This is a genomic window from Streptomyces sp. NPDC048751 (genome assembly GCF_043198595.1).
Lineage (GTDB): Bacteria > Actinomycetota > Actinomycetes > Streptomycetales > Streptomycetaceae > Streptomyces.
In genome coordinates, this window is the sequence record NZ_JBICUX010000006.1 from 452,929 (window position 1) to 479,326 (window position 26,398).

Annotated in this window: 22 protein-coding genes; 6 read left to right on the forward strand and 16 right to left on the reverse strand. The window is 69.6% G+C overall.

Annotated elements, in window-relative coordinates:
• Positions 1-70 precede the first annotated feature (70 nt).
• From ACGFNV_RS21855 to ACGFNV_RS21870, 4 genes are all read right to left on the reverse strand, one after another.
• The gene (locus ACGFNV_RS21855; protein WP_393624613.1) at positions 71-1,708 is read right to left on the reverse strand and encodes a cytochrome bc complex cytochrome b subunit; all 1,638 of its coding nucleotides are present in this window, start codon (positions 1,706-1,708) and stop codon (positions 71-73) included.
• Complete coding sequence (locus ACGFNV_RS21860) at positions 1,705-2,763, reverse strand: Rieske 2Fe-2S domain-containing protein (RefSeq protein WP_393624614.1); 1,059 nt, start codon at positions 2,761-2,763, stop codon at positions 1,705-1,707. Before ACGFNV_RS21860 ends, ACGFNV_RS21855 begins: the two co-directional genes overlap by 4 nt.
• A complete protein-coding gene (locus ACGFNV_RS21865; protein ID WP_393624615.1) occupies positions 2,760-3,572 on the reverse strand; it encodes a c-type cytochrome in 813 nt (270 codons plus the stop codon). The genes ACGFNV_RS21860 and ACGFNV_RS21865 overlap by 4 nt, the downstream gene beginning before the upstream one ends.
• Before the next feature lie 77 nt (positions 3,573-3,649).
• A complete protein-coding gene (locus tag ACGFNV_RS21870; protein ID WP_133926864.1) occupies positions 3,650-4,270 on the reverse strand; it encodes a heme-copper oxidase subunit III in 621 nt (206 codons plus the stop codon).
• Positions 4,271-4,448: 178 nt separating this feature from the next.
• Between ACGFNV_RS21870 and ACGFNV_RS21875 the strand changes: the two genes are divergently transcribed.
• On the forward strand, positions 4,449-4,850 hold the full coding sequence (locus tag ACGFNV_RS21875) for a hypothetical protein (protein ID WP_393624616.1): 402 nt from the start codon (positions 4,449-4,451) through the stop codon (positions 4,848-4,850).
• A gap of 68 nt (positions 4,851-4,918) precedes the next feature.
• Here ACGFNV_RS21875 and ACGFNV_RS21880 read toward each other — a convergent pair whose 3' ends face one another.
• The 4 genes from ACGFNV_RS21880 to coxB all read right to left on the reverse strand — a co-directional run bounded on the left by ACGFNV_RS21880 (position 4,919) and on the right by coxB (position 9,401).
• Complete coding sequence (locus ACGFNV_RS21880; RefSeq protein WP_393624617.1) at positions 4,919-6,181, reverse strand: Ig-like domain-containing protein; 1,263 nt, start codon at positions 6,179-6,181, stop codon at positions 4,919-4,921.
• 132 nt (positions 6,182-6,313) lie between these two features.
• On the reverse strand, positions 6,314-6,712 hold the full coding sequence (locus ACGFNV_RS21885) for a cytochrome c oxidase subunit 4 (protein ID WP_393624618.1): 399 nt from the start codon (positions 6,710-6,712) through the stop codon (positions 6,314-6,316).
• Complete coding sequence (gene ctaD, locus ACGFNV_RS21890) at positions 6,709-8,445, reverse strand: cytochrome c oxidase subunit I (RefSeq protein ID WP_393624619.1); 1,737 nt, start codon at positions 8,443-8,445, stop codon at positions 6,709-6,711. The genes ACGFNV_RS21885 and ctaD overlap by 4 nt, the downstream gene beginning before the upstream one ends.
• A complete protein-coding gene (coxB, locus tag ACGFNV_RS21895) occupies positions 8,442-9,401 on the reverse strand; it encodes a cytochrome c oxidase subunit II (RefSeq protein ID WP_393624620.1) in 960 nt (319 codons plus the stop codon). Before coxB ends, ctaD begins: the two co-directional genes overlap by 4 nt.
• 258 nt (positions 9,402-9,659) lie before the next feature.
• Between coxB and ACGFNV_RS21900 the strand changes: the two genes are divergently transcribed.
• Positions 9,660-11,036 (forward strand): cysteine desulfurase/sulfurtransferase TusA family protein, encoded by a 1,377-nt coding sequence (locus tag ACGFNV_RS21900; RefSeq protein WP_393624621.1) that lies wholly within the window; start codon positions 9,660-9,662, stop codon positions 11,034-11,036.
• Here ACGFNV_RS21900 and ACGFNV_RS21905 read toward each other — a convergent pair whose 3' ends face one another.
• Positions 11,037-12,011, reverse strand: a complete 975-nt coding sequence (locus tag ACGFNV_RS21905; protein WP_393624622.1) for a carbohydrate kinase family protein — start codon at positions 12,009-12,011, stop codon at positions 11,037-11,039. It abuts the gene before it with no gap.
• A 130-nt stretch (positions 12,012-12,141) separates the two neighbouring features.
• On the opposite strand from ACGFNV_RS21905, the gene ACGFNV_RS21910 reads away from it, so the two are divergent.
• Both ACGFNV_RS21910 and ACGFNV_RS21915 read left to right on the forward strand, forming a co-directional pair.
• Positions 12,142-12,351, forward strand: coding sequence for a hypothetical protein (locus ACGFNV_RS21910; RefSeq protein WP_393624623.1), 210 nt, complete (start codon positions 12,142-12,144; stop codon positions 12,349-12,351).
• 126 nt (positions 12,352-12,477) lie between these two features.
• A complete protein-coding gene (locus ACGFNV_RS21915; RefSeq protein WP_393624624.1) occupies positions 12,478-14,661 on the forward strand; it encodes a hypothetical protein in 2,184 nt (727 codons plus the stop codon).
• A 79-nt stretch (positions 14,662-14,740) separates the two neighbouring features.
• On the opposite strand, the gene ACGFNV_RS21920 is transcribed toward ACGFNV_RS21915, so the two are convergent.
• Positions 14,741-15,100 (reverse strand): iron-sulfur cluster assembly accessory protein, encoded by a 360-nt coding sequence (locus ACGFNV_RS21920; protein WP_393624625.1) that lies wholly within the window; start codon positions 15,098-15,100, stop codon positions 14,741-14,743.
• Between the two features lie 241 nt (positions 15,101-15,341).
• Between ACGFNV_RS21920 and nadA the strand changes: the two genes are divergently transcribed.
• A complete protein-coding gene (gene nadA, locus ACGFNV_RS21925) occupies positions 15,342-16,526 on the forward strand; it encodes a quinolinate synthase NadA (RefSeq protein ID WP_393624626.1) in 1,185 nt (394 codons plus the stop codon).
• Between the two features lie 19 nt (positions 16,527-16,545).
• Here nadA and ACGFNV_RS21930 read toward each other — a convergent pair whose 3' ends face one another.
• The 6 genes from ACGFNV_RS21930 to ACGFNV_RS21955 all read right to left on the reverse strand — a co-directional run bounded on the left by ACGFNV_RS21930 (position 16,546) and on the right by ACGFNV_RS21955 (position 25,430).
• Positions 16,546-18,765: a serine/threonine-protein kinase gene (locus ACGFNV_RS21930; protein WP_393624627.1), complete on the reverse strand. Its 2,220-nt coding sequence runs from the start codon at positions 18,763-18,765 to the stop codon at positions 16,546-16,548.
• Positions 18,766-18,914: 149 nt separating this feature from the next.
• Positions 18,915-22,037, reverse strand: a complete 3,123-nt coding sequence (locus ACGFNV_RS21935) for an efflux RND transporter permease subunit (RefSeq protein WP_393624628.1) — start codon at positions 22,035-22,037, stop codon at positions 18,915-18,917.
• Between the two features lie 159 nt (positions 22,038-22,196).
• Positions 22,197-22,880, reverse strand: coding sequence for a response regulator (locus tag ACGFNV_RS21940; protein ID WP_393624629.1), 684 nt, complete (start codon positions 22,878-22,880; stop codon positions 22,197-22,199).
• Positions 22,877-24,097 carry a sensor histidine kinase gene (locus ACGFNV_RS21945; RefSeq protein WP_393624630.1) on the reverse strand — a complete coding sequence of 407 codons (1,221 nt, stop codon included), beginning with the start codon at positions 24,095-24,097 and terminating at the stop codon, positions 22,877-22,879. The genes ACGFNV_RS21940 and ACGFNV_RS21945 overlap by 4 nt, the downstream gene beginning before the upstream one ends.
• 239 nt (positions 24,098-24,336) lie before the next feature.
• Entirely contained in the window at positions 24,337-24,615 is a 279-nt protein-coding gene (locus ACGFNV_RS21950) for a hypothetical protein (RefSeq protein WP_393624631.1), read from the reverse strand.
• A 44-nt stretch (positions 24,616-24,659) separates the two neighbouring features.
• Complete coding sequence (locus ACGFNV_RS21955; RefSeq protein ID WP_393624732.1) at positions 24,660-25,430, reverse strand: PspA/IM30 family protein; 771 nt, start codon at positions 25,428-25,430, stop codon at positions 24,660-24,662.
• Between the two features lie 335 nt (positions 25,431-25,765).
• Here ACGFNV_RS21955 and ACGFNV_RS21960 point away from each other — a divergent pair, with 335 nt between their 5' ends.
• Positions 25,766-26,362 carry a DUF3043 domain-containing protein gene (locus ACGFNV_RS21960; protein WP_393624632.1) on the forward strand — a complete coding sequence of 199 codons (597 nt, stop codon included), beginning with the start codon at positions 25,766-25,768 and terminating at the stop codon, positions 26,360-26,362.
• Positions 26,363-26,398 lie beyond the last annotated feature (36 nt).

Sequence of the window (26,398 nt, forward strand, 5' to 3'; positions counted from 1 at the left end):
GGCACGGCGAAGGGCCCCGTCCGAAGACCGGACGGGGCCCTTCGCTGGTGGCGTGGCGACGCCGCGACGATCAGTGGTGGCCGTGGCCGCTCGTGATCTCCCTGTACTCCTCGGCGGTGGGCTTGGGGATCTGGGACTCCTCGCCGTAGTACGCCTCGCTCAGCTTGGCGCGCAGCTTCTCGGAGCCCTTCACCTTGCGCTCGACGCCGTTCTCGTCGACCGTCGGGCCGATCTCGACCGGCTTGTACTGCTCGTGCGCCGTGAGGGTGTGCAGGGCCTCCTGGCTCAGCGGCTCGTGGACCTCGATGAACTCACCGTGCGGCAGGCGCTTGATCGTGCCGGTCTCGCGACCGTGCAGGATCTTGTCCTTGTCGCGGCGCTGGAGACCCATGCAGATCCGCTTGGTGACGACGAAGGCCAGGACCGGTCCGGCGAAGAAGCCGATCCGGACGAACCAGGTGACCGCGTTGATCGACAGATGGAAGTGGGTGGCGAAGATGTCGTTGCCACCACCGATCAGCATGATCATGTAGCCGGTGACCCAGGCGACACCGAAGGCCGTACGGGTCGGGGCGTTGCGCGGCCGGTCCAGGATGTGGTGCTCGCGCTTGTCCCCGGTGATCCAGGACTCGATGAACGGGTACAGCGCGATCACGCCGAGGAACAGACCGAAGAGCACCAGCGGGATGAACACACCCAGGACGAGCGTGTGACCCCAGAGGTTGATCTCCCAGCCCGGCATGGCACGGATGAGACCCTCGGCGAAGCCCATGTACCAGTCGGGCTGGGCGCCCGTGGACACCTGGTCCGGCCGGTAGGGGCCCATCGCCCAGATCGGGTTGATGGACGCGATGCCGGCGAGGGCCGCGATGGCGCCGAAGACCAGGAAGAAGAAGCCTCCGGCCTTGGCCATGTAGACCGGCAGCAGCGGCATGCCGACGACGTTCTTGTTGGTGCGTCCGGGGCCCGCGAACTGCGTGTGCTTGTGGTAGAAGACCAGGATCAGGTGGCCGACCACGAGACCGAGCATGATGCCCGGCAGCAGCAGGATGTGGATCGAGTAGAACCGGGCCACGAAGTCGTGACCGGGGAACTCGCCGCCGAACAGGAACATCGAGATGTACGTGCCGACGATCGGCACGGACAGGATCGCGCCCTGGGTGAAGCGGACACCGGTGCCGGAGAGCAGGTCGTCCGGGAGCGAGTAGCCGGTGAAACCGGTGAACATGCCCAGGACGAACAGCAGGAAGCCGAACAGCCAGTTGACCTCGCGCGGCTTGCGGAACGCGCCGGTGAAGAAGACGCGCATCATGTGCACGAACATGCCGGCGAGGAAGATGACCGCCGCCCAGTGGTGGATCTGCCGGATGAGCAGACCACCGCGGACGTCGAAGGAGATGTGCAGCGTGGAGCTGAACGCCTCCGACATCAGCTGGCCCTGCAGCGGGACGTAGCTGCCGTGGTACTCCACCTCGTTCATCGACGGGTGGAAGAACAGCGTCAGGTACACACCCGTGAGGATGATGATGATGAAGCTGTAGAGGCAGATCTCACCGAGCATGAAGGACCAGTGGTCCGGGAAGATCTTGCGCATGTTGGCCTTGGCCAGGGAGTAGATCCCGAGCCGGCCGTCGGCCCAGTCGGCGACGCGCTCGCCGGCCGGGGCCTTCCCGCGTGCGCGGGACTGCGTGTTCTCGTTCGTGCTCATCCGCGCTCCCAGAAAGCAGGACCGACGGGCTCTTCGAAGTCGCCGAGCGCCTCGAGGTAGCCCTCGTCGTTCACGCCGATGCGCAGCTGCGGCAGGGCGTGCCCGGCGGGGCCGAAGATCACTCGGGCACCGTCGGAGAGGTCGAAGGTGGACTGGTGGCAGGGGCACAGCACGTGGTGCGTCTGCTGCTCGTACAGGGAGATCGGGCAACCGACGTGGGTGCAGATCTTCGAGTACGCGACGATGCCCTCGTGCGACCACTCGAGCTCGCGCTTGTCCTTGATGTTGTCCGGCTGGAGCCGGACGATCATCAGGGCCGACTTGGCGATCTCGTTCTGGAAGTCCTCGTCGTGCTCCTCCAGGCCCTCGGGCTTGGCGAAGGTGAGCGAACCGACGGCGACGTCCGAGGGACGCAGCGGCTCGTCCGTGTTCATGTTGACGAGCAGCTTGCCCTTGGCCCACAGCGTGTGGCGCAGCTTGTCCTCGGGCAGCGGGCCCAGGTCGCGCAGCAGCACGACGCCGGAGAGCGGAACCAGCGTCAGCGCGCCGAACAGGGTGGTGCGGATCAGCTTGCGACGGCCGATCGCCGACTCCTTGGCGCCGTCCCGGAAGTCCGAGAAGACCTTCTCGCGGACCTCGGGGGACGCCTCGATCGCGTGCCGGTCGTCGGCGATCTCCACGTCGGACATCAGGGTGCGGGCCCAGTGGACCGCGCCCGCGCCGATGCAGAACAGCGCCGCGCCGAGCGTCAGGCCCAGCGCGAAGTTCAGCGCGCTGATGTGCCCGAGCGGGAAGACGAAGATCGACTTGTCGGCCGGGATCGCGACGTACGAGGCGATGAAGCCGATGGTGGCCAGCATCGACACCGTGAACAGGAAGGCGACGGCACGCTCGGACCGCTTCGCGGCCCGCTCGTCGATGTCCTGGACGCGGTGCTCGTGGGGCGGCAGGCCCGGGTCGGCGAACGGGTGCTTCTCGTCCACCACCCCTACGCCGCCGTGGGCGTTGTCCTGCTCAGCGGGCAGGTTCTCTTCTGGAATGTCTTGGCTACTCATGACTTCTTGGCCTTTGCGGTCCGAGCGGCGACCCACACGGCGATGGCGATGAGCCCGCCGAGACCGAAGATCCAGCCGAACAGACCCTCGCTGACCGGCCCGAGGCCGCCCAGCTCGAGACCGCCGGGGCTCTCCGTCTCATCGCCGTTGACCGCGTTCAGGTACGCGATGATGTCCTTCTTGTTCTGCTCCGACAGCGTGGTGTCGGGGAAGGAGGGCATGTTCTGCGGGCCGGTCTGCATGGCCTCGTAGATGTGCTTCGGGTCCACGCCTTCGAGGGTCGGCGCGAACTTGCCCTTGGTCAGGGCGCCGCCCTTGCCGGTGAAATTGTGGCACTGCGCGCAGTTGGTGCGGAAGAGCTCGCCGCCCTTGGCGATGTCCGCGCCCTCGGGGCCGTACTCGGCCTTGGTGGGGACGGCCGGGCCGGCGCCCAGCGACGAGATGTACGCGGCCAGCTGGTCGATCTGCGCCTGCGTGTAGACGACCTTCTTCTTCGGCACCTGGGCGCCCTGGGAGGTCGCCGCCGGCATACGGCCGGTGCCGACCTGGAAGTCGACCGCCGCGGCGCCCACGCCGACCAGGCTCGGACCGTCGGACGAACCCTGACCGCCGGTGCCGTGGCAACTGGCGCAGCCGACGGCATAGAGCTTCTTGCCCTCGTCGATGGCTAGGGACTGGGCAGTGTCATCGGCCTTCGCCTTGCTCGCGGGCGCGAACGCGGCGTACAGCCCCCCAGTGCATGCCAGCGCCAGGAGTAGGACGACGAGCGCCGCCAGCGGATGGCGTCGTCGTGCGGAGAGCTTTTTCACGGATTACCCCGGTGTCAGGATCTTCTGCGTCGATGCTTCGGGAATGTGCGGGTGAGCGCGCTTGGGAACGGGCCCGGCTACTTGATCAGGTAGATCGTGGCGAAGAGGCCGATCCAGACGACATCGACGAAGTGCCAGTAGTAGGACACGACGATCGCGGCGGTCGCCTGCTCGTGGGTGAACCTCTTGGCCGCGTACGTACGCCCGAGGACCAGCAGGAAGGCGATGAGACCGCCCGTCACGTGCAGTCCGTGGAAGCCGGTGGTCAGGTAGAAGACCGAGCCGTACGGGTCCGAGGAGAGCGAGAGCCCGTCCTTCTTCACCAGCTCGGTGTACTCGTAGATCTGACCGCCGATGAAGATCGCGCCCATGATGAACGTGACGATGAACCAGCCCCGGAGCTTCTTCACGTCACCGCGCTCGGCGGCGAACACGCCGAGCTGGCAGGTGAGGGAGGAGAGCACCAGGATCGTGGTGTTCGTCGCCGAGAACGGAAGGTTCAGGGCCTCGGCCATTTCCTTCCAGTGATCGGGTCCCGTGACCGATCGCAGGGTGAAGTACATCGCGAAGAGGGCCGCGAAGAACATCAGCTCGGAACTCAACCAGATGATGGTTCCGACGCTGGTGAGGTTCGGCCGGTTGACCGACGGGTGCGCGTGCCCGGTTTCTACTGTCGTTGCTGTCGCCACGACCGACATTATGTCGGTCGCTTATCCAGCCCTCACCCCGGGGGGTCCCGTTCGGAGTGTCCGTACCGTGTGCAGTGCCCGTATGGCCCATCGAAGTGCTGTTCGCGCAGGTGTTGACGCGGTGTCCCAGGGGGTAGCATCCGCCGCATCGGTCCTGTCCGTACGACGCTGACGTCTCGGAGGAACAATGCAGCCGACCGCCACGGTGCTGGTCTACAGCGACGACTCCAACACCCGCGAACAGGTGCGGCTGGCGACGGGCCGCAGGCCCGCTCCGGACGTGCCCCTGGTGGAGTTCGTGGAGTGCGCCACGCCCGCCGCCGTGGTCCGGGAGCTGGACCGGGGCGGGATCGACATCTGCGTCCTGGACGGCGAGGCCGTGCCCATGGGGGGCATGGGCCTGTGCCGGCAGATCAAGGACGAGATCTTCAACTGCCCGCCGGTGCTGCTGCTGATCGCGCGCCCGCAGGACGCCTGGCTGGCCACCTGGAGCCGTGCGGACTCGGCGGTGACGCTCCCGGTGGACCCGGTGGAGTTCGCGGCGGCCCTGGCCGCCCTGATGCGCCGGAAGAAGCTCGCGAGCGCCTGAGGCGGGCTCCGGGCTCTGCGGCAGCTCTCCTGGGGCTGCCCCCGCCTCTCTCGCTCTCTCCCGGGTACTCAGACGCTCTGGGGCCGCAGCCGGGCCCGGTCCGCCGGGCTGGGCGCGTTCGGCGTGCCGGCCACCAGGGCGCTGCCGGTGCGCCAGCTGTCCCAGGCCAGGTTCCAGTCGCCGAAGCCGTTGCCGAACGGCTCCATCGTGTGACCCGCGCTGTTGACCACCTGGACGATGTCGCCCTCGCGGATGTTGTCGAAGAACCACTCGGCGTTCTCGGTGCTCATGCCGGTGCAGCCGTGGCTGACGTTCGCCGAGCCCTGGGAGCCCACGGACCAGGGGGCGGCGTGGACGTACTCGCCGCTCCAGGTGACCCGGGTCGCGAAGTAGACGGGCAGGTCGTACGAGTCGGACGACCCCTCGGCGATGCCCACGGTGCTGCTGCGCATCCGTACGAAGCGTTCCTTGCCGAGGACGACCTTGACGCCGTTGCGGGTGTCGAAGCCGGGCTTGCCGGTGGTGACCGGGATCTGCTTGATCTCCGCGTCGTTCTTGTAGACCGTCATGGAGTGCGCCGCGGCGTCCGTGACGGCGATGACCCGGTCACCGGTGGTGATCTTCAGGGACTTGGCCTTGCCGCCCCACAGCCGGTCGCCGACCTTTATGCCCTCCAGGTTGCTGCGCACCTGGATCGTGGCGTTGGTGGGCCAGTACTCCTGGGGGCGGTAGTGGAGCTTCTTGTCGTCCACCCAGTGCCAGGAGCCCTGTACCGCGGGCGTCGAGGTGACCTTCAGGGCGCGTTCGACGACGGCGCGCTGGGCGGCGTCCTTGACGGGCTTGTTCAGCTCGGCCGTGATGGGCTGTCCGACGCCGTACGTGCCGGCCTTGGGGCCGAAGGTGACGTCCAGGGTCTTCTTGGTGGTCGGCTTGCCGGTGTGGAAGGTCAGGACGCGGCGGCCGGGGGCGCCGTCCTCGTCCTCCGTGCTCACCCGCACCGTGTAGTGGGCGTTGGCGGCGAGGGGTTCGGTGCTGTGCCAACGGGCGCCGTCGGCGGAGAGTTCTCCCGCCACGTAGCGACCCGTGGCGTCTATGGCCGTGACATCCGTGATGCGCCCGTCGGAGTCCTCGGAGGTGACCTCCAGGGGTTTGTCCGGGTCGGCCTTCTTCCCGTCCCCTGAGGGGGCGTTGAAGGCGATCTGGTCCGACGCGTCGTACGGCGCGGCCGCCAGCGGGTTGCCGTCGCTGCTGCATCCGGGGACCGCGGTGGTGAGGGCGACCACGAGCAGGGCGCAGCCGGCGGCGATGCGGGGACGAGGTGTGTGGCTCATGGTTCGACGCTAGGAACGTTCGTCAAGAGCGGCGCGCCGGGTAACCCGTACGAGGGATCGTTCTTGCGGCAAACGCAGGAGCCCGGACTCTCCTGTGCGGAGGGTCCGGGCTCCCGAGGCGCTCGGCGCGTGTTACTGGGTGCGGTTCTCACCGCGGTAGTACTCGAAGACCCAGCCCCAGAGGCCGATCAGGATCAGCGGGGCGGAGAAGTAGAGCAGCCACCAACCGACCGCGACACCGAGGAAGGCGAAGGCACCGCCGATGCCCAGCGACAGCGGCTGCCAGCTGTGCGGGCTGAAGAAGCCCAGCTCGCCGGCGTCGTCCGCGACGTCCGCCTCCTTGTTGTCCTGGGCGCCCGTGTCGACCCGCTTGGCCGTGAAGCCGAGGTAGAAGCCGATCATGATGGACAGACCGAACGCCAGGAACAGGGCCGTCGTACCGGCGGGCTCCTTCGACCACACGCCATAGACGATCGCCATGACGAGGATGAAGACGCTCAGCCAGATGAACATCTTGCCCTGGATCTTCACTTGCCGGCCTCCTTGCCGCCCGCGATGGCGCTCGCACCCTGGTCGCTGTGCTCCAGCTGCTCGAGCGCGGCGATCTCGGGGTGGTGCAGGTCGAACGCCGGGGATTCGCTGCGGATCCGCGGCAGGGTGAGGAAGTTGTGCCGCGGGGGCGGGCAGGCGGTCGCCCACTCGAGCGAACGGCCGTAGCCCCACGGGTCGTCGACGCCGACCGGCTTGCCGTACTTGGCGGTCTTCCAGACGTTGTAGAAGAACGGCAGGATCGACAGGCCCAGCACGAAGGAGCTGATCGTCGAGATCGTGTTCAGGGCGGTGAAGCCGTCGGCCGCGAGGTAGTCCGCGTAACGACGCGGCATGCCCTCGGCACCCAGCCAGTGCTGGACCAGGAAGGTGCCGTGGAAGCCGACGAACAACGTCCAGAAGGTGATCTTGCCGAGACGCTCGTCGAGCATCTTGCCGGTCATCTTCGGCCACCAGAAGTGGAAGCCGGCGAACATCGCGAAGACGACCGTTCCGAACACGACGTAGTGGAAGTGGGCCACCACGAAGTACGAGTCGGAGACGTGGAAGTCCATCGGCGGCGAGGCCAGGATGACACCGGTCAGACCACCGAAGGTGAAGGTGATCAGGAATCCGACGGCCCAGAGCATCGGTGTCTCGAAGGACAGCGAGCCCTTCCACATCGTTCCGATCCAGTTGAAGAACTTCACGCCGGTCGGTACGGCGATGAGGAACGTCATGAAGGAGAAGAACGGCAGGAGCACTCCGCCAGTGACGTACATGTGGTGCGCCCACACCGTCACGGAGAGACCGGCGATCGTGATCGTCGCGGCGATCAGGCCCATGTAACCGAACATCGGCTTGCGGCTGAAGACCGGGATGATCTCACTGATGATGCCGAAGAACGGTAGGGCGATGATGTACACCTCTGGATGGCCGAAGAACCAGAAGAGGTGTTGCCACAGCAAGGCTCCGCCGTTGGCCGCGTCGAAGACGTGGGCGCCGAACTTGCGGTCCGCCTCCAGGGCGAACAGCGCGGCCGCGAGGACCGGGAAGGCCAGCAGGACCAGGACGGCGGTCAGCAGCACGTTCCACACGAAGATCGGCATGCGGAACATCGTCATGCCCGGTGCGCGCATGCAGATGATCGTGGTGATGAAGTTGACCGAGCCGAGGATGGTGCCGAAGCCGGAGAAGGCGAGGCCCATGATCCACAGGTCGGCGCCGATGCCCGGGCTGCGAACCGCGTCCGACAGCGGGGAGTAGGCGAACCAGCCGAAGTCGGCCGCACCGGACGGGGTCAGGAATCCACCGACCGCGATCAGCGAGCCGAACAGGTACAGCCAGTAGGCGAACATGTTCAGCCGCGGGAACGCCACGTCGGGCGCGCCGATCTGCAGCGGCATGATCCAGTTGGTGAAGCCGGCGAACAGCGGCGTCGCGAACATCAGCAGCATGATCGTGCCGTGCATCGTGAACGCCTGGTTGAACTGCTCGTTCGACATGATCTGCAGACCCGGACGGGCCAGCTCGGCGCGCATGAACAGCGCCATCACGCCACCGATGATGAAGAACGCGAACGACGTGACGAGGTACAGCGTGCCGATCGTCTTGTGGTCCGTGGTCGTCAGCCACTTGATGACGACTTCACCGCGGCGTTGGCGCCGGACCGGCAGCTCGTCCTGGTAGTGGGACCCTGCTGCCGCGGCACCCTGGGGTTCGTTGAGGATGCTCACAGGTTGTTCGTCTCCCGGTTCTTCTCGTGGCTCGTCTGCTCGATGCCCGCGGGAACGTAACCGGTCTGCCCCTTCTTGGCGAGGTCCTTGAGGTGCTGCTCGTAGCGCTCGGGGGAGACGACCTTCACGTTGAACAGCATCCGGGAGTGGTCGACGCCGCACAGCTCGGCGCACTTGCCCAGGAAGGTGCCCTGCTTGTTCGGGGTCACCTGGAAGGCATTGGTGTGGCCCGGGATGACGTCCTGCTTCATCAGGAACGGCACCACCCAGAAGGAGTGGATGACGTCACGCGAGGTGAGGACGAAGCGGACCGTCTTGCCCTCGGGGAGCCAGAGGGTCGGGCCCGGGTTGTTGGTCTGCGGGTTCCGCTCACCGGGGGTTCCGCAGGTGTAGACGCCGCCCGCGTCGGCCGGGAAGTCCTTCTTGAACCGGTCCGGAATCGCGGCCAGGTTCTCGTCGGTCTTCGCGTCACCGGTGGAACCGTCGACGTTCTCGATGTAGTTGAAGCACCAGCTCCACTGGAAGCCGACGACGTTGACCGTGACGTCGGGCTTCTTGTCGAGGCTCAGGAGCTTCGACTCGTCGCGGGCGGTGAAGTAGAACAGCACCGAGACGATGATGATCGGAACGACCGTGTAGAGCGCCTCGATCGGCATGTTGTACCGGGTCTGCGGAGGGACCTCCACCTTGGTGCGGCTGCGCCGGTGGAAGATCGCACTCCACAGGATCAGGCCCCACACCAGCACGCCGACGGCGAGCGCGGCAGCCCAGGATCCCTGCCACAGGGAGAGGATCCGCGGAGCCTCTTCCGTGGTGGGGGTGGGCATACCAAGGCGGGGGAAGTCCTCCCATGTGCAACCGGTGGCGGTCGCCAGGACCAGGCCCGCGGTCATTGCCTGCAGCAGCTTCCGCCGCATCGGGCGCCGCGGCGAGCGGTCGGAGCCGTTGGGACTCACGTAGCGCCTTCCCGAGAGTCTCGCCCGCGCGGATTGGCTGCGGCCTTCTCGCTGGTCGGTCGCCGCCCTGCGTCGGGCAGGGGTTTGGATGTTTATGCGGACCAAACCCTACTGGACGCGTTCCGGGGGTTCGCGGGGAGGGGTGCCTAGTGAGCGGAGTGGTTCGCTTGTTTGGCGGCCGCGGCTTCTTTGTGGCTCGTCGCGCAGTTCCCGGCGCCCCTTGACGCGTTGCGGTGACCGGCGGTCTAGCGTTGCCGTGTGGGCTACTTCGACGCTGCTTCCAGTGCTCCTCTCCATCCCGTTGCCCGGCAGGCTCTTCAGGCCTCACTCGACGAAGGGTGGGCCGACCCTGCCCGCCTGTACCGGGAGGGGCGCAGGGCCCGGATGCTGCTTGACGCGGCGCGGGAAGCGGCCGCCGATGCGGTGGGATGCCGGGCGGACGAGCTGGTGTTCACCCCGTCCGGTACGCGGGCCGTGCACAGCGGGATCGCCGGGGCGTTGGCGGGCCGTCGACGGAGCGGACGCCACCTGATCGTGTCATCCGTCGAACACTCCTCAGTGCTCCATTCGGCGGAGTCCTTCGAGGCGGACGGCGGGGCCGTGACGCGGGTGCCGGTGTCGCGGACGGGGGCGGTCGCGGTCGAGTCGTACGAGGAGGCCCTGCGGCCCGACACCGCGCTGGCCTGTCTCCAGTCCGCCAACCACGAGGTGGGGACGGAGCAGCCGGTGGCGGAGGTGGCCGCCGTGTGCCGGGAGGCGGGCGTGCCGTTGCTGGTGGACGCGGCGCAGTCGTTGACGTGGGGCCGAGTGGAGGGCGATTGGTCGGTCTTGACGGGGAGCGCCCACAAATGGGGCGGGCCGTCAGGAGTTGGGCTGCTTGTTGTGCGCAAGGGTGTTCGGTTCGCGGCGCAAGGGCCCGTGGACGAGCGGGAGTCGGGGCGGGCCGCCGGGTTCGAGAACATCCCGGCGATCGTGGCCGCGGCGGCCTCGCTGCGGGCGGTGCGCGCGGAGGCGGCCGCCGAGGCGGTGCGGCTGCGGGAGCTGACGGACCGGATCCGGGCGCGGGTGCCGGAGTTGGTCGCGGACGTGGAGGTGGTGGGCGACCCCGTACGGCGGCTGCCCGGGATCGTCACCTTCTCCTGCCTCTACGTCGACGGGGAGACCCTGCTGCACGAGTTGGACCGGGCCGGCTTCTCCGTCTCCTCCGGGTCGTCGTGCACGAGCAGCACGCTGACGCCGAGCCATGTCCTGAAGGCGATGGGGGTGCTGAGCGAGGGGAACGTACGGGTGTCGCTGCCGCCGGGGACGCCCGCGGAGGACGTCGAGCGGTTCCTCCCGGCCCTCGCGGACGCGGTGACGACGGTGCGGGAGAAGCTCGGCGCGCCGGCACCGGCCGCGGTCGTGCGGGAGGACTCCCTCGTCGTGGACGCGCTGGGCAAGCGCTGCCCGATCCCGGTGATCGAACTCGCCAAGGTCATCGGGGACGTGCCGGTCGGCGGCACGGTCCGTGTCCTCTCGGACGACGAGGCGGCACGGCTCGACATCCCGGCCTGGTGCGAGATGCGGGGGCAGCGGTACGTGGGTGAGGAACCGGCGGACCAGGGTTCGGCCTACGTGGTCCGCCGGGTGTCCTGATCAGTTCAGGTGCTTCTTGACCTCGGCGGCGGCCTCGTCGCCGTAGGCCTTGGCGAAGCGGTCCATGAAGTGGCCGCGGCGCAGCTGGTACTCCTGGGTGCCGACCGTCTCGATGACGAGAGTCGCCAGCATGCAGCCGACCTGGGCGGCGCGCTCCAGGGAGACGTCCCAGGCCAGGCCGGAGAGGAAGCCGGCACGGAAGGCGTCGCCGACGCCGGTGGGGTCGGCCTTGCGCTCCTCGTCGGGGACACCGACCTCGATCGGGTCCTGGCCGGCCTGCTCGATACGCACGCCGCGCGAGCCGAGGGTGGTCACCCGGTGGCCGACCCGGGAGAGGATCTCCGCGTCGGTCCAGCCCGTCTTGGACTCGATGAGGCCCTTCTCGTACTCGTTGGAGAAGAGGTACGTCGCCCCGTCCAGCAGTATCCGGATCTCCTCGCCGTTCATCCGGGCGATCTGCTGGGAGAAGTCGGCGGCGAACGGGATGGAGCGGGAGCGGCACTCCTCGGTGTGACGGAGCATGGCCTCCGGGTCGTCCGCGCCGATGAGGACCAGGTCGAGGCCGCCGACGCGGTCCGCGACCGTCTTCAGCTCGATGAGGCGGGCCTCGCTCATCGCGCCCGTGTAGAACGAGCCGATCTGGTTGTGGTCGGAGTCGGTGGTGCAGACGAAGCGCGCGGTGTGCAGCGTCTCGGAGATACGGACCGAGTCGGTGTCGACGCCGTGCCGGTCCAGCCAGGCGCGGTACTCGTCGAAATCGGCACCCGCGGCGCCCACCAGGATGGGCCCCGTGCCCAGCTGGCCCATGCCGAAGGCGATGTTCGCGCCCACGCCGCCCCGACGTACGTCGAGCTGGTCGACCAGGAACGACAGCGAGACCGTGTGCAGCTGATCCGCAACGAACTGGTCGGCGAAGCGGCCGGGGAAGGTCATGAGGTGGTCGGTGGCGATGGAGCCGGTGACTGCGATGCGCACGGCGTGGACTCTCCTGGGGGGAGACGGATTGACAGTTCACGCTACCGGGTCGGCGCCGGGCTCTGAAGCAGGCAAAACTACCCGATAGTAGATCTTTCTTCGCAGGCTTTCGCGTGCATACGGTGCCGTCATGACGAACCTTACGGTCCATGCCCCCGCTCCGGTCGACTTCGAGGTCGATCTGGCCTCGTTGCGCGGTGACTGCGCCAGGATGGCTCCGCACTGGGCGGCCCCCGACCGGATCGCTTCCGCTCCGGTCTCCCCCTCGCTCATCCACGGCGTGACCGTGCCGTCGTCGTCGGCACGGCTGCTGGACGCGATGTCCGACTACGGGGACTGAGCCGACCCCCGCTCCGAGGGCACGGGCGCGCTCAGGGGAACCGTGCGCTCCCCCGCTGCGTCCCATCGCTGTCCCCCGTAAAGAGGATGCGGGATACGACAGCAGTGCAGCCGAAGGAGCGATGCGGTGAACACCGAGCGACCCGAGAACGACGACTCCACGGGCGCCTCCGGCGACGTTCCGGAGGAAGCCCGCGAGGAGAAGGGCGCAGTCGGCTCGGGACAGGTCGAGGCCGGGACCGGGGCAGAGGGCGAGGCCGGCGCCGAGCCCGCGACCACGGTCGAGGCGGAGACCGAGGACGAGGCGGAGACCAAGGCCGGGGCCGAGGACAGGGACGGCGCCGGGACCGGGGTGGACGCCGGTGCCGGGACCGGCGAGGCTTCGGCGGCCGAGGAAGCCGGTGCGGCCGCCGGGGCCGAGGCAACCGACATCACGCCGGACGCCGAGATCGCGCCTGAGGCGCGGGAGGCTCCCGCCACGCCTGACGCGGACGCCACGCCTGATGCCGAGAAGGCCCCTGCCGCCGTGGACGCCGAGAACACCTCCGGCATCCCGGACGCGGCAGGCCTGGCCGCTAGCGCCGACGAGTCCCCCGCCGCTCCCGGCACCGCCACCGAGCCGGACCGGACCGGAGCCGACGCCGGGCCCGACCGAGCGCCCGCCAACGAGCTCGACCAGGCCCGCGCCACCGCACAGCCCGAGCACGCACGCGCCTCCAGTGAGCCCGACCGGGCCCGCTCCGCTGCCGAGCCCGACCAGGCGCACGCCGCTGGTGAACACCCGACCGTGTCGGACGGTGACGAGCCCGGGCCGGCTGACCTCGGCCGGGACGGGGGCGCCTCCGAGCATTCCGGCCGGCGGCGGTCGCCGTTGATCATCGCGTCTGTCGCTGCGGCGGTGTTGCTCGTCGGGGGCGGTGGCGCGTATCTCGCGGCGAACGCGTCCGGGGGGTCCGGGGGGCGGGCGGAGTCGGGGGCGTCCGGTGGGGACGGGGCTCCGCCCGCGCTCGCGCTGGACGGGTACTCCGAGACGAGTCCGAGCGGGGGCGGCAACGGGATCGCGCCGGGTGAGCCGAACCCGTACGGGCAGACGTACAAGGTGGACGGCGAGCTCCCGGACGGCCCGGGCTCGGCGCCCGTGTACTGGGCGAAGGGCCAGGTCGGAAAGGCCGAGGTGGCCTCTCTCGCCGAGGCGCTCGGGGTCGACGGGACGCCGGTCGCCGAGGGCGGTGTGTGGAAGGTCGGTCCGGCGAAGGCCGGCGAGGGGCCGACCCTGCAGGTGGACCGGCAGGCACCGGGTGCCTGGACGTTCACCCGGTACACGCCGGGCACGGACGACTGCAAGGGCGGCGCCGCCCTGTGCAGGAAGGATCCGATGGCACCGGCCGTCGACCCGGTGAGCGTGGAGACCGCCAAGAAGGCGGCCGCGCCGATCCTCAAGGCACTGGGCCAGGACGACGCGAAGGTGGACGCGAGCCAGGTCATGGGCGCCCAGCGGGTGGTGAACGCCGACCCCGAGGTCGACGGCCTGCCCACCTACGGCTGGACGACCGGGCTGACCGTCGGCGCGCAGGGCGAGGTCGTCGGCGGCAGCGGCCAGCTGGACGCGCCGGTGAAGGGAGCCACGTATCCGGTGCTGAGCGCGCAGAAGACGCTCGACCTGATGAAGACGGCACCCGGGGGCGACCACCGGATGGGCATCGGCGGCTGCGCCAGTGCCGTACCGCTGAAGGACCGGCTGGAGGCCCCGTGCGGGAAGTCGGCCGACGCTCCCGCGACGGAGCCCGCCACGATCACGGACGCCGTGTTCGGGCTGGCCTCGCACACCGCGCGGGGACAGCAGACGCTGGTGCCCTCATGGCTGTTCGAGGTGCGCGCGCCGGGGTCCGAGGACGTCTACACGATGACGTATCCGGCGGTCGACCCGAAGTACCTGACCTCGACCCTCCCGAGCGAGCCGTCGGCGCAGCCCAGCCCGCGGCCGAGCAGCCCCGGCGACGAGGCGACGGGAGCGCCGCGTGACGTCAAGGTGGACGGTTACACCGCCGAGGGCAAGGAGCTGACCGTGAGCTTCACCGGCGGGGTGTGCGCCGATTACAGGACGACGGCGAAGGAGAGCGGGGACAAGGTCACCGTCACCGTGACCGAGACGCCGTACAAGAACAAGGTCTGCATCATGATCGCCAAGGTCTTCCACCAGACCGTGCAGCTGGACGAGCCGCTCGGCGACCGCAAGGTGGTCGGCACCCAGGGCAAGGCGGTCCCGCTGGAGAAGCCCGGGGCGCGGCTGCCGGAGACATCGGCGCGATAGTCCCCGGTACGCGCACGAAGGCGGCGGCCCCTCCCAGGAGGGGCCGCCGCCTTCGTTCGGGTTCGGCCGACGCGGTCGGCTAGCTGAAGGAGTCGCCGCAGGCGCAGGAGCCCGTCGCGTTCGGGTTGTCGATCGTGAAGCCCTGCTTCTCGATGGTGTCCACGAAGTCGATGGAGGCGCCACCGAGGTACGGGGCGCTCATCCGGTCGGTGACGACCTTGACGCCACCGAAGTCCTTGACCACGTCACCGTCGAGGGAACGCTCGTCGAAGAACAGCTGGTAACGCAGGCCGGAGCAGCCGCCGGGCTGAACGGCGACGCGCAGCGCCAGATCGTCACGGCCTTCCTGGTCGAGCAGGGCCTTGACCTTCGCCGCGGCGGCGTCGGACAGGATGATGCCGTCGTCGGTGACGGTGCTGGTCTCGTCCGATACGGACATCTACATCTCTCCCGGGTTGTACGGAGACTGCTTGCCGACGGTTGCAACCGACGGGGCCGCGGATTCATTCCGGGCCGAGGACTTGTTTCCCCTTTTCCCTTTCATGCTCGCACACGCGCGGGGGAGCAAAAAGGCGGCACCGGGATTCATGTCACATCGACGCAATGGCCATCGTCAAAGTGACGTGAAGCGGTTATGATAGATAACGTCAATTCGACGAAAAGTAGAAAGGGTGCGTGTCGTGACCACCGCCCCCACCCAGGAGCTCGACGTACAGCCGACGCCCCTCGCCCTGCTCCTCCTCGGCCGTGAGGCCGACCCGAAGAGCGAGCGGGGTGTGGAGTGCCCCGGCGACCTCCCCTCCCCGTCCGACCCGGACCTGGTCGAGCGCGCCCGCGCGGCCAAGGAGAAGCTCGGGGACAAGGTCTTCGTGCTCGGCCACCACTACCAGCGCGACGAGGTCATCCAGTTCGCGGATGTGACGGGTGACTCCTTCAAGCTGGCCCGGGACGCGGCCGCACGGCCTGAGGCCGAGTACATCGTCTTCTGCGGTGTGCACTTCATGGCGGAGTCCGCGGACATCCTGACCGGCGACGACCAGAAGGTCGTCCTGCCCGACCTGGCCGCCGGCTGCTCCATGGCCGACATGGCGACGGCCGAGCAGGTCGCCGAGTGCTGGGACGTGCTGACCGAGGCCGGCATAGCCGAGCAGGTCGTGCCCGTCTCGTACATGAACTCGTCCGCGGACATCAAGGCGTTCACGGGCAAGCACGGCGGCACCATCTGCACGTCGTCGAACGCCGAGCGGGCCCTGGAGTGGGCCTTCGAGCAGGGCGAGAAGGTCCTGTTCCTGCCCGACCAGCACCTCGGCCGCAACACCGCGGTGCGCGACATGGGCATGTCCCTGGAGGACTGCGTCGTCTACAACCCGCACAAGCCGAACGGCGGGCTGACGGCGGACGAACTGCGCGCCGCGAAGATGATCCTGTGGCGGGGTCACTGCTCGGTGCACGGCCGCTTCAGCCTGGAGTCGGTGCACGACGTGCGCGAGCGCATCCCTGGCGTGAACGTGCTGGTCCACCCGGAGTGCAAGCACGAGGTGGTCGCCGCCGCGGACTACGTCGGTTCGACCGAGTACATCATCAAGGCGCTGGAGGCGGCCCCGGCCGGTTCCAAGTGGGCCATCGGCACGGAGCTGAACCTGGTCCGCCGTCTGGCGAACCGTTTCGCTCCCGAGGGCAAGGAGATCGTCTTCCTCGACAAGACGGTCTGCTTCTGCTCCACGATGAACCGCATCGACCTGCCCCACCTGGTCTGGACCCTGGAGTCCCTGGCCGAGGGCAACCTCGTCAACCGCATCGAGGTCGACAAGGAGACCGAGGCGTTCGCGAAGCTGGCGCTGGAGCGGATGCTGGCGCTGCCGTAGCCCCGGCTTCCCCCCTCCCTCACCCCGAGGCGGTCCTGCGCTCGGGGTGGGCGGGGTCGAGGCCGAAGACCGTGCCGTCCGGGGCCAGCACCACCAGGGCGCCCTCGTCGAGGAAGACCTTCGACGCGAAGGGAACGCCGACGACCTGTCCGGCCCGCGGGGAGGACTCCCACAGCAGGGTGCCCTCGCGGGCGTCGAGGGCGGCGACGCGCCCGCTGGCGCTGGCCACATACACGGTGCGCCCCTGCTGATCGGCAGTCGGCGTGCCGGGCTGCTGCAGGGTCGTCGAGGTCTCCCACAGCAGCTTGCCCGTCTCAGGCGAGACGGCGGTCATCCGACCGCTGGAGGAGGCGAACAGCAGCACGCCTTGGGCCAGGGCCGCCTCACCGCGCGGGCCGCCCGACAGCTTCTTCTTCCGTACGGTCCCGGTGTCCGGGTCGACCAGCAGGACGTTCACGTACTCCGTCTCCGCGACGCTCGAGGAGTCCCGGTCGGCGTACTCCGCGAGGACCAGATCACCGTCCAAGGCGCCGAGGATGTCACCGTTGACGTCCGGAATCTCCACACGCCGCGTCGAACCGTCGGCCGGGTCGACGGCGACGAGCACGTTGTCGGTGGAGTTCTCCCTCGTGTCGGCGCATGCGGCGTACGGGCGGCCGTCGACCTCGTGGAACTCACAGCCGTAGCCGGAGGGGAGGGTCGCGGTCCAGCGTGCCGCACCGTCGCGCGGCGACCGGGCGGTGACGCGGTCACCGTGCGGGATCAGCAGCAGCCCGCCGACAAGGGCCCCTTCGGAGCTGTCCGACTCCAGCGTGCGCGACCACAGCCGCTCACCGCTGTCGGCGTCGAGGGCGACGACAGCCACCTCGTCCCGCTCGTCGCCCGTGATTCCCTGGCGGTAGAGCAGGACATCGTCGAGCAACCCGAGGATCGTGCTGCCGTAGACCTCCGGCGCCACCCCGGAGGGCTGCGAGTCCGACCGCCAGGCGATCCTGCCCGTCCGGCCGTCCACGCGGACCGGCAAGGTGCCGCTCCCCCCGCAGTAGAGGGAGCCCTCGCCCATGGAGCAGGACAGCTCACCGTAGCCCGCCCTGCCGGGGCCGTCCTCCAACGGCTTCCTGACGCCGCTCGCGGCGGCCCCGTACAACGTCGTCTGCCAGGGTCGCCAGCCGTCCGGCAGCGTCCCCCACCGGGAGGACACGGACCGGGACGAACCCGATGCGTCGCCGGAGTCGGAATGTCCTGGTCCGAACAGCAGATAGGTCATCAGGCCCAGGGCGAGCGCGCCGACCGTGCCGGTCGCGGTCAGCAGGCGGATACGGCGGCGGCCGGAGCGGGCCGTGTGCACAGGGCCAGCGGCCCTCGGGCCGGGTTCCGTCGAGTCCGGTGGGTCCTTGCGCAACGTCACCGTGGGAGGCTCGCCCGGGCCCGGTTCGGGCAGGGCGGCCGCGAACTCCCCCGCCAGCTCGTCGAGTCCGGGCCGCTCAGCGGTCTTCTTGGCCAGGCAGCGCTCCAGGATCTCCCGCAACGGCTCGTCCACCCCGTCCAGCCGGGGTTCGTTGTGGACCACCCGGTAGGCCGTCAGATAGGGGCTGTCCGCGTCGAAGGGGCCCCGTCCGGTCGTGGCGTACACCAGCAGCGCGCCGAGCGAGAAGACGTCCGAGGCCGGGCCGACCGTACGGGCGTCGGTGAGTTGCTCCGGCGACATGAAGGGCGGGGTGCCGATCATCTGGCCGGTCTCGGTCAGGGTGTGGTTCTCCGCCGCGCGGGAGATGCCGAAGTCGATGACGCGGGGGCCGTCCTCGGCCATCAGCACGTTCGCCGGTTTCAGGTCCCGGTGCACCACGCCGACCCGGTGGATGTCCCGCAGCGCCTCCACCAATCCCAGGGCGAGGCGCCGCAGTTCGGGTCCGCGCAGCGGGCCCTGGTCGCGCAGCCGCTCGGCGAGGGAGCGCCCGGGCACGTACTGCGTGGCCATCCAGGGCCGCACGGCCTCCGGGTCGGCGTCGACCACCGGGGCGGTGAAGGCGCCGCTCACCTTGCGGACGGCCTCGATCTCCTGCCGGAAACGGGCGCGGAAGACGGCGTCCTGTGCGTACTGGGCGTGCACCATCTTGACGGCGACGTCACGTCCCGACCGCGATCTGCCCCGGTAGACGACGCCCATGCCGCCGGCTCCCAGCCGGTCGACCAGCTTGTACCCGCCGAGCGACCTCGGGTCGTCCCTGTGCAGCGGCACGGCCCGAACCCCCTTCCCCCGTGAAGCAGTTCGAGGGCCAAGGATACGTAACACACGGCGGCGGCCGGTTCCCGGACCTGTCGAGGTCCGGGAACCGGCCGCCGTGGCTCACAGGGCGCCGGGAACCGGCCGCCGTGGCTGACGGGCCGTCACACGCGCGCGTGCTCCGGCTCGTCCGAGGCCGATGGCGCGTCGGCGGTCCCGCCCGCCTGCTTCGCCCGCTTCGCCGACCGCTTCTTCGCGCGGCGCTCCTTGCGGAGCTCCAGCATCGCGTAGAGCGTCGGTACGAGGAGCAGGGTCAGCAGGGTCGAGGTGATCAGGCCGCCGATCACGACCACCGCCAGCGGCTGGGCGATGAAGCCGCCCTCGCCGGTGACGCCCAGCGCCATCGGGAGGAGGGCGAAGATCGTCGCCAGGGCCGTCATCAGGATCGGGCGGAGCCGGTGCCGGCCGCCCTCGACGACCGCCTCCACGACGCCGTAGCCCTGCTTGCGGTACTGGTTGATGAGGTCGATCAGCACGATGGCGTTGGTGACCACGATGCCGATCAGCATCAGCATGCCGATCATGGCCGGTACGCCCATCGGGGTGCCCGTGGCGACCAGCAGGCCGATCGCGCCGGTCGCCGCGAACGGGATGGAGACCAGCAGGATCAGCGGCTGGGCCAGCGAGCGGAAGGTCGCGACCAGGAGCATGAAGACGATCGCGATCGCCGCGAGCATCGCCAGGCCGAGGTTCGCGAACGCGTCGTCCTGGTCCTGGGAGACCCCGCCGATCTCGGCCGTCGCGCCCGCCGGGAGCTTCAGGGCGTTGATCTTGGCCTGGAGGTCCGTGCTCACCGCGCCCGTGTTGTCGCCGGTCGGCTTCGCGCTGATGGTCGCCGCGCGCTGACCGTCGATCCGGGTCATCGACACCGGCCCGTCCACCAGCTTCACCGTCGCGATGTCACCCAGCTTCACCGGGCCCAGGGGCAGGTCCTTCAGCTGCTGGAGCGTCTTCGCCGGCTTGGCCGAGGTGATGACGACGTCCCGCTCGGTGTCGTCGAGGATCGCCTTGGCGGTGGTGGTGCCCCGTACCGCCTGGGTCACCGCGGCGCCCAGCGTCTGGTCGTTGAAGCCGGCCGCGGCCGCCTTGTCGTTGGCCTTGACCGAGATGCGCGGCACGCTCTGGGACAGGTCGCTGGTCACGTCGGTGACGTGGTCGAGCCCGGCCACGGCGTCCCGGACCTCCTGCGCCGCCTCGCGCAGCACACCGGCGTCGGCCGCCTTCACGACGACGCTGAGGTCCTGGTTGCCGAAGCCGTCACCGACGCCGACCGTGGTCGTGCCGATGCCCTTCAGCCTGCCGAGGCCCTCCTCGATGCTGTCCTGCACGTCCGCGGAGGACGCGGAGTCCTCCAGCATCACCTGGTACGAGGCCTGGTTGGAGTCCGTGCCGCCGCCGAAGGCGGCCAGGAAGCCGGAGGAGCCGATCGTGACCTGGTAGTCCTTGACGCCCTTGGTCTCGCCGAGCAGGGCCTCGACCTTCTTGGCCTGCGCGTCCGTCGCCGACAGGCTGGTGCCGGGCTTCAACTCCTGCTTGACGGTGAGGACCTGCTGCTCGCCCTGGTCGAAGAAGTTCGTCTTCAGCAGCGGCGCCATGCCGAAGGTGCCGACAAGGACCACCACGGCGATCGCCACACTGGTCAGACGGCGACGGGTCGCGAAGCGCAGGACGGGGACGTAGACGCGCTGGAGGCGGCTCTTCGCCTCCTTCTCCTCCGCCGCGCGGCGTGCTTCCTCCGCGTCCTCGGGGGTGCTCTTCGGGGCGCGCAGGAACCAGTACGACAGGACGGGGACGACCGTCAGCGACACCAGCAGGGACGCCAGCAGCGCCGCCGTGACGGTGAGGCTGAAGGAGCCGAACAGCTCGCCCACCATGCCGCCGACCAGGCCGATCGGCAGGAAGACGGCGACCGTGGTGAGGGTGGAGGAGGTGACCGCGCCGGCGACCTCGCGGACCGCGGTGAGGATCGCCGACTCGCGCTCCTCGCCGTAGCCGAGGTGGCGCTTGATGTTCTCCAGGACGACGATCGAGTCGTCGACGACCCGGCCGATCGCGATCGTCAACGCGCCCAGCGTCAGCATGTTCAGGGACAGGTCGCGCGTCCACAGGACGATCAGGGCGAGGACGACCGAGAGCGGGATGGACACCGCGGTGACCAGCGTGGAGCGGACCGACGCCAGGAAGACCAGGATGACGAGGACCGCGAAGAGCAGGCCGAGTGCGCCCTCCGTCGTCAGGCCCTCGATGGACTTCTTGACGGCCGGGCCCTGGTCGCTGACCACGGTGACGGAGGCGCCGGCGCCGAGGTCCTCGCGCAGGTCGGGCAGCTTGTCCTCGACCGCGTCCGAGATGGCGACCGCGCTGCCGTCGTGGTCCATGGTGACCGCCACGGCGAGGCTCGGCCTGCCGTCGGTGCGGGTGATCGAGTCGGCCGGGGCCTCCCGCTGCTCGACCTCGGCCACGTCACCGAGACGCACCGGCTTCTTCTTGCCGGTGATCATCAGGTCCTGGATCTGCCGCAGGGAGGTGAAGCCGCCGCCGACCTGGACGGTGCGGTTGGCGCCGTCCTCGTCGAAGGAGCCCGCCGGGACGGTCGCGCCGCCCGCCTGCAGGGCCTGCGAGAGGTCCTGCGTGGTCAGGCCCGCCTTCGCCAGCTTCGCCTCGTCGGGCGTGACGGTGACCCGCAGGTCCCGTACGCCGTCGACGGTGACCTGGCCGACGCCGTCGATGTCCTTCAGGCTCGGCACGACGGTCCGGTCGAGCTGGTCGGCGAGGGCCTGCTGGTCCTTGTCCGAGGTGACGGCGAGGACCACGGTGGGGATGTCGTCCGTCGAACCGGCGACGACCTGCGGGTCCACGTCGTCCGGGAGCTGGACGCGGGCCCGGTTGACGGCCTGCTGCACGTCGGAGACGAGCTGCTTGGTGTCGTTGCCGTACTCGAAGGACGCCATGATCACGGCGTTGCCCTCGCTGGCCGTGGAGGTGACGCCGGAGATGCCGTCGACGGCCTCGAGCATGTCCTCGATGGGCTCGACGACCTGCTTCTCGACGACGTCCGGCGAGGCGCCCTGGTAGGGGGCGATCACGGAGACCACGGGCAGTTCGATGGTGGGCAGGAGTTGCTGTTTGAGCTGGGGTATCGCGATCGCCCCGAAGGCGAGCGCGATGATCGACATCAGGCCGATCAGGGCCCGTTGTGCGAGGCTGAATTTTGACAGCCAGGACATGGGTCAGGGTCTCTCTTCTGTGAGCGGCAGAAGCGGCAGCGGGCGCACAGATGAGCACCCGCTTCTACACCCTGAGCCATCGGGGAAGGCCGATCCCTAGCCCCCAGGTCCATTTCCTTACGCGGCGCATACTCCGGCCGCAGTACGGGCGGGTAGAGGTCACTCCACCCTTGGGCGTACCAGGCCGGACTCGTACGCGATCACCACGAGCTGGGCCCGGTCCCGGGCGCCCAGCTTGGCCATGGCCCGGTTGACGTGCGTCTTCACCGTCAGCGGGCTGACCTCCAGGCGTTCGGCGATCTCGTCGTTGGAGTGGCCGCCGGCGACCTGGACGAGCACCTCGCGCTCCCGCACGGTGAGTGCGCCGAGTCGTTCGGCGCGGGCCGGGTCGCGCTCGTCGTCCGCCGCGTCGCCCTGGGCGAGGAAGCGGGCGATCAGGCCCTTGGTGGCGGCCGGGGACAGCAGGGCCTCGCCGCCCGCCGCGACCCGGATGGCGCTGAGGAGCTCGTCGGGTTCGGAGCCCTTGCCGAGGAAGCCGGAGGCGCCCGCGCGCAGCGACTGCACGACGTAGTCGTCGACCTCGAAGGTCGTCAGGATGACCACGCGGACCTGGGCCAGGGCGGGGTCGGCGCTGATCAGGCGGGTGGCGGCGAGCCCGTCCGTGCCGGGCATCCGGATGTCCATCAGGACGACGTCGGCGTTCTGTTCCTTCGCGAGCCGGACCGCCTCCTCGCCGTCGGACGCCTCGCCGACCACCTCCATGTCGGGCTCGGAGTCGACGAGCACCCGAAAGGCACTGCGGAGCAGCGTCTGGTCGTCGGCGAGCAGGACACGGATCGTCATACGGGATCCTTCGCGGCGGAGGTGGTCTTGACGGGCAGGATCGCATGCACACGGAAGCCGCCGCCGTAGCGGGGACCGGTGGTGAGCGTGCCGCGCAGGGCGGTGACGCGCTCACGCATGCCGAGCAGGCCGTGGCCGCCGCCGTCCTCGGGGCCCTCGTCCGTGCCGGGGCGGCCGTCGTCGAGGACGGTGACCTCGATGTTCGGTCCCACGCGCACGACGCTCACCTCGGCCTTGGCCTCGGAGCCCGCGTGCTTCTGCACGTTGGTGAGGGCCTCCTGGATGACGCGGTACGCGGCCAGGTCGACGGCGGCCGGCAGGGTGGTGTCGTGATCGGCGCGGGCCACCTCCACCTGGAGGCCGGCGTTGCGGAAGGTGCCGGCGAGTTCGTCGAGGCGGTCGAGGCCGGGGGCCGGCTCGGTCGGCGCCTCCGGGTCGCCGGACTGACGCAGCAGACCGACCGTGGCGCGCAACTCGTTGAGCGCGGAGCGGCTGGCCTCCCGTACGTGGGCGAGGGCCTCCTTGGCCTGGTCGGGCCGCTTGTCCATGACGTGCGCGGCGACGCCCGCCTGGACGTTGACCAGGGCGATGTGGTGGGCGACGACGTCGTGCAGGTCCCGGGCGATGCGCAGGCGTTCCTCGGCGACGCGGCGGCGGGCCTCCTCCTCACGAGTGCGTTCCGCGCGTTCGGCGCGCTCCCTGATGGCGTGGATGAAGGCACGGCGGCTGCGGACGGCGTCGCCAGCGGTGGCGCCGATGCCGGTCCAGGCGAAGATTCCGAGGTTCTCCTGGGCGTACCAGGGCAGGGGCCCGGCGAGCATGGCGGCGCCGGTGAGGACGGTCATGGTGAGCAGCCCGACGCGCCAGGTGGTGGGGCGGTCGGTGGTGGAGGCGACGGTGTAGAGGGCGATGACCGCGGACATCGCGACGGGGGCCCGGGGATCGCCGGTGACGGACTCGATGACGGAGAGGGTGCCGGTGAGGGCGAGGACCGTCATGGGGGCGCGACGGCGGAAGATCAGCACGACGGCGGCGAGGGTCATCAGGAGCAGGCTGAACAGGTCCGGCGTGCGCATGCCCCAGGTGACGCCGTCCTCCCCGTGCGGGTCCACGAACGAGCCGGCCACCATGCACGCGAGGACGGCTGCCGCCAGGGCCGCGTCCAGGGCGAGGGGGTGGGCCTTGGCCTGGCACCGGGCGCGTTCGAGTGTGCTCACGGTTGATTACGGTACGGGGCACTTGTCATCGCCGGAACCGGTGTGTGCTGGTGCGGTGGGTTGCGCCTCGGCTGGGGGCTGCCGCCCCCAGGCCCCCGCTTCGGCCTGAACGGCCTCGTCCTCAAGCGCCGGACGGGCTGGAGTGCCGTGACCGGCGCTGAAGAAGTACTGGGGCCGACGCTGAAGAATGTGCCGTGACCGGCGCTGAAGAGAGCGATGTCCCGGGCCGCGGTGGCCCGTCACCCCGGGATCAGGCCGTCGTCCCTGAGGAGTTCCCGGACCTCCTCCAAGGTGGCGTCCGGGGACGGGAGGATGAGGTCCGAGGGCTCCAGGGAGTCGTCGGGGAGGGGTTCGCCCAGGTCGCGGACCTTGGTGAGCAGGGCCTGGAGGGTGCGGCGGAAGCCGGGGCCGTCGCCGTTCTCCATCTCGGCCAGGAGTTCGTCGTCCAGCTTGTTCAACTCGGCGAGGTGGCCGTCGGCCAGCACCACCTGCCCCTCCCCCATGATCCGTACGATCATGTCGCCTCCTCGGCGTGGGCCCGTGCTGCTTGTCTACAGCTCGACTACTGCTTGTCGAAGCGCGGGGTGTCCTGCGGCTGCTGCTGGGGCTGCGACTGGCCGTTGCCGCCCTCGATGGCCTGCTGCCCCGCGGACGAGCCTCCGGCAAGCTCCGCCTTCATGCGCTGCAACTCCAGCTCTACATCCGTACCACCGGAGAGCCGGTCCAGCTCGGCCTGGAGGTCGTCCTTCGCCATGCCGGAGGGGTCGTCCAGGGCACCGGAGGCGAGGAGCTCGTCGAGCGCGCCGGCGCGGGCCTGGAGCTGGGCGGTCTTGTCCTCGGCGCGCTGGATGGCCAGGCCGACGTCGCCCATCTCCTCGGAGATGCCGGTGAAGGCCTCGCCGATACGGGTCTGGGCCTGGGCAGCGGTGTAGGTCGCCTTGATCGTCTCCTTCTTCGTACGGAAGGCGTCGACCTTGGCCTGGAGGCGCTGGGCCGCGAGGGTGAGCTTCTCCTCCTCGCCCTGGAGCGTCGAGTGCTGCGTCTCGAGGTCCGTCACCTGCTGCTGGAGCGCGGCGCGCCGGGAGAGCGCCTCGCGAGCCAGGTCCTCGCGGCCCAGCGCGAGCGCCTTGCGGCCCTGGTCCTCCAGCTTGGACGACTGCGACTGCAACTGGTTCAGCTGGAGTTCCAGGCGCTTGCGGGAGGTCGCCACGTCGGCGACGCCACGGCGGACCTTCTGCAGGAGCTCCAACTGCTTCTGATACGAGTAATCGAGGGTCTCGCGCGGGTCCTCGGCCCGGTCAAGGGCCTTGTTCGCCTTCGCGCGGAAGATCATCCCCATACGCTTCATGACACCGCTCATGGGCTTCGCGCGCCCCCTTCTGACGTCCAGCTCCAGCTCTGCGACAAGACCCACAGTACGGGCCCTGCATCCATTGACGCACTGTTCGGGGACGGATGCGCTCATCCCCAAGGACGAGTACGTACGCACCCGCTCCGGCACAGGGAGTAGGTGGTCCCCGGGGTCTCCCGCCGTATCCTGCCCTTCGCCGGGGGTGTCCACGAGGTGTGCGCAACGTCCCCTCTGTCCCCCTACAGGACGACTGGTGTTGCCGGATCGTTCCCCGCCGGGCTGGGGTCCATGCCCCCGACCCCGTACCCTTGGGTTTTGTGTTCCGTAGCCGTGCCAAGGAAGAGAAGGCCCCGAGCGACAGCGCTCCGGTGACCCTCTCCAAGCAGACCCGTGACCCGCAGGCCAAGAAGGGCAGGCCCACGCCCAAGCGCAATGAGGCCCAGTCCCAGCGCCGCAGCGTCGCCAACACGTCCCTGACGCGCAAGGACGCCGCCAAGCGGCAGCGCGAGGAGCGTCGTGCCGCGATGGAGAGGCAGCGCCAGGCGCTGGCCGGCGGCGACGAGCGGTTCCTGCCCGCCCGGGACAAGGGCCCGGTCCGCAAGTTCGCCCGCGACTTCATCGACTCTCGGTTCAACGTGGCGGAGTTCTTCCTGCCCATGGCCGTGGTCATCCTCGTGCTGAGCATGGTGCGGGTGGGCGCGCTGCAGAGCATCGCGCTGCTGCTGTGGCTGGTCGTGATCGTGCTGATCGTGCTCGACTCGTTCGCCACGGGCTTCCGGCTGCGCAAGCGGCTCACCGAGCGCTTCCCCGACCAGAACCGGCGTGGCGCGGTCGCCTACGCCCTGATGCGCTCGCTCCAGATGCGTCGGCTCCGGCTGCCCAAGCCGCAGGTCAAGCGCGGAGAGCGGCCCTGAGCACTGCGTCTTTCTCCGGGGGCGCGGCCAAGGCCT

Excerpts from the sequence above, each read along its gene's own strand:
- ACGFNV_RS21855 (WP_393624613.1), bottom strand. The coding sequence starts at position 1,708 with ATGAGCACGAACGAGAACACGCAGTCCCGCGCACGCGGGAAGGCCCCG.
- ACGFNV_RS21860 (WP_393624614.1), bottom strand. The coding sequence starts at position 2,763 with ATGAGTAGCCAAGACATTCCAGAAGAGAACCTGCCCGCTGAGCAGGAC.
- ACGFNV_RS21870 (WP_133926864.1), bottom strand. The coding sequence starts at position 4,270 with ATGTCGGTCGTGGCGACAGCAACGACAGTAGAAACCGGGCACGCGCAC.
- ACGFNV_RS21875 (WP_393624616.1), top strand. The coding sequence starts at position 4,449 with ATGCAGCCGACCGCCACGGTGCTGGTCTACAGCGACGACTCCAACACC.
- ACGFNV_RS21880 (WP_393624617.1), bottom strand. The coding sequence starts at position 6,181 with ATGAGCCACACACCTCGTCCCCGCATCGCCGCCGGCTGCGCCCTGCTC.
- ACGFNV_RS21910 (WP_393624623.1), top strand. The coding sequence starts at position 12,142 with ATGACGAACCTTACGGTCCATGCCCCCGCTCCGGTCGACTTCGAGGTC.
- ACGFNV_RS21920 (WP_393624625.1), bottom strand. The coding sequence starts at position 15,100 with ATGTCCGTATCGGACGAGACCAGCACCGTCACCGACGACGGCATCATC.
- ACGFNV_RS21935 (WP_393624628.1), bottom strand. The coding sequence starts at position 22,037 with ATGTCCTGGCTGTCAAAATTCAGCCTCGCACAACGGGCCCTGATCGGC.
- ACGFNV_RS21940 (WP_393624629.1), bottom strand. The coding sequence starts at position 22,880 with ATGACGATCCGTGTCCTGCTCGCCGACGACCAGACGCTGCTCCGCAGT.
- ACGFNV_RS21950 (WP_393624631.1), bottom strand. The coding sequence starts at position 24,615 with ATGATCGTACGGATCATGGGGGAGGGGCAGGTGGTGCTGGCCGACGGC.
- ACGFNV_RS21955 (WP_393624732.1), bottom strand. The coding sequence starts at position 25,430 with ATGATCTTCCGCGCGAAGGCGAACAAGGCCCTTGACCGGGCCGAGGAC.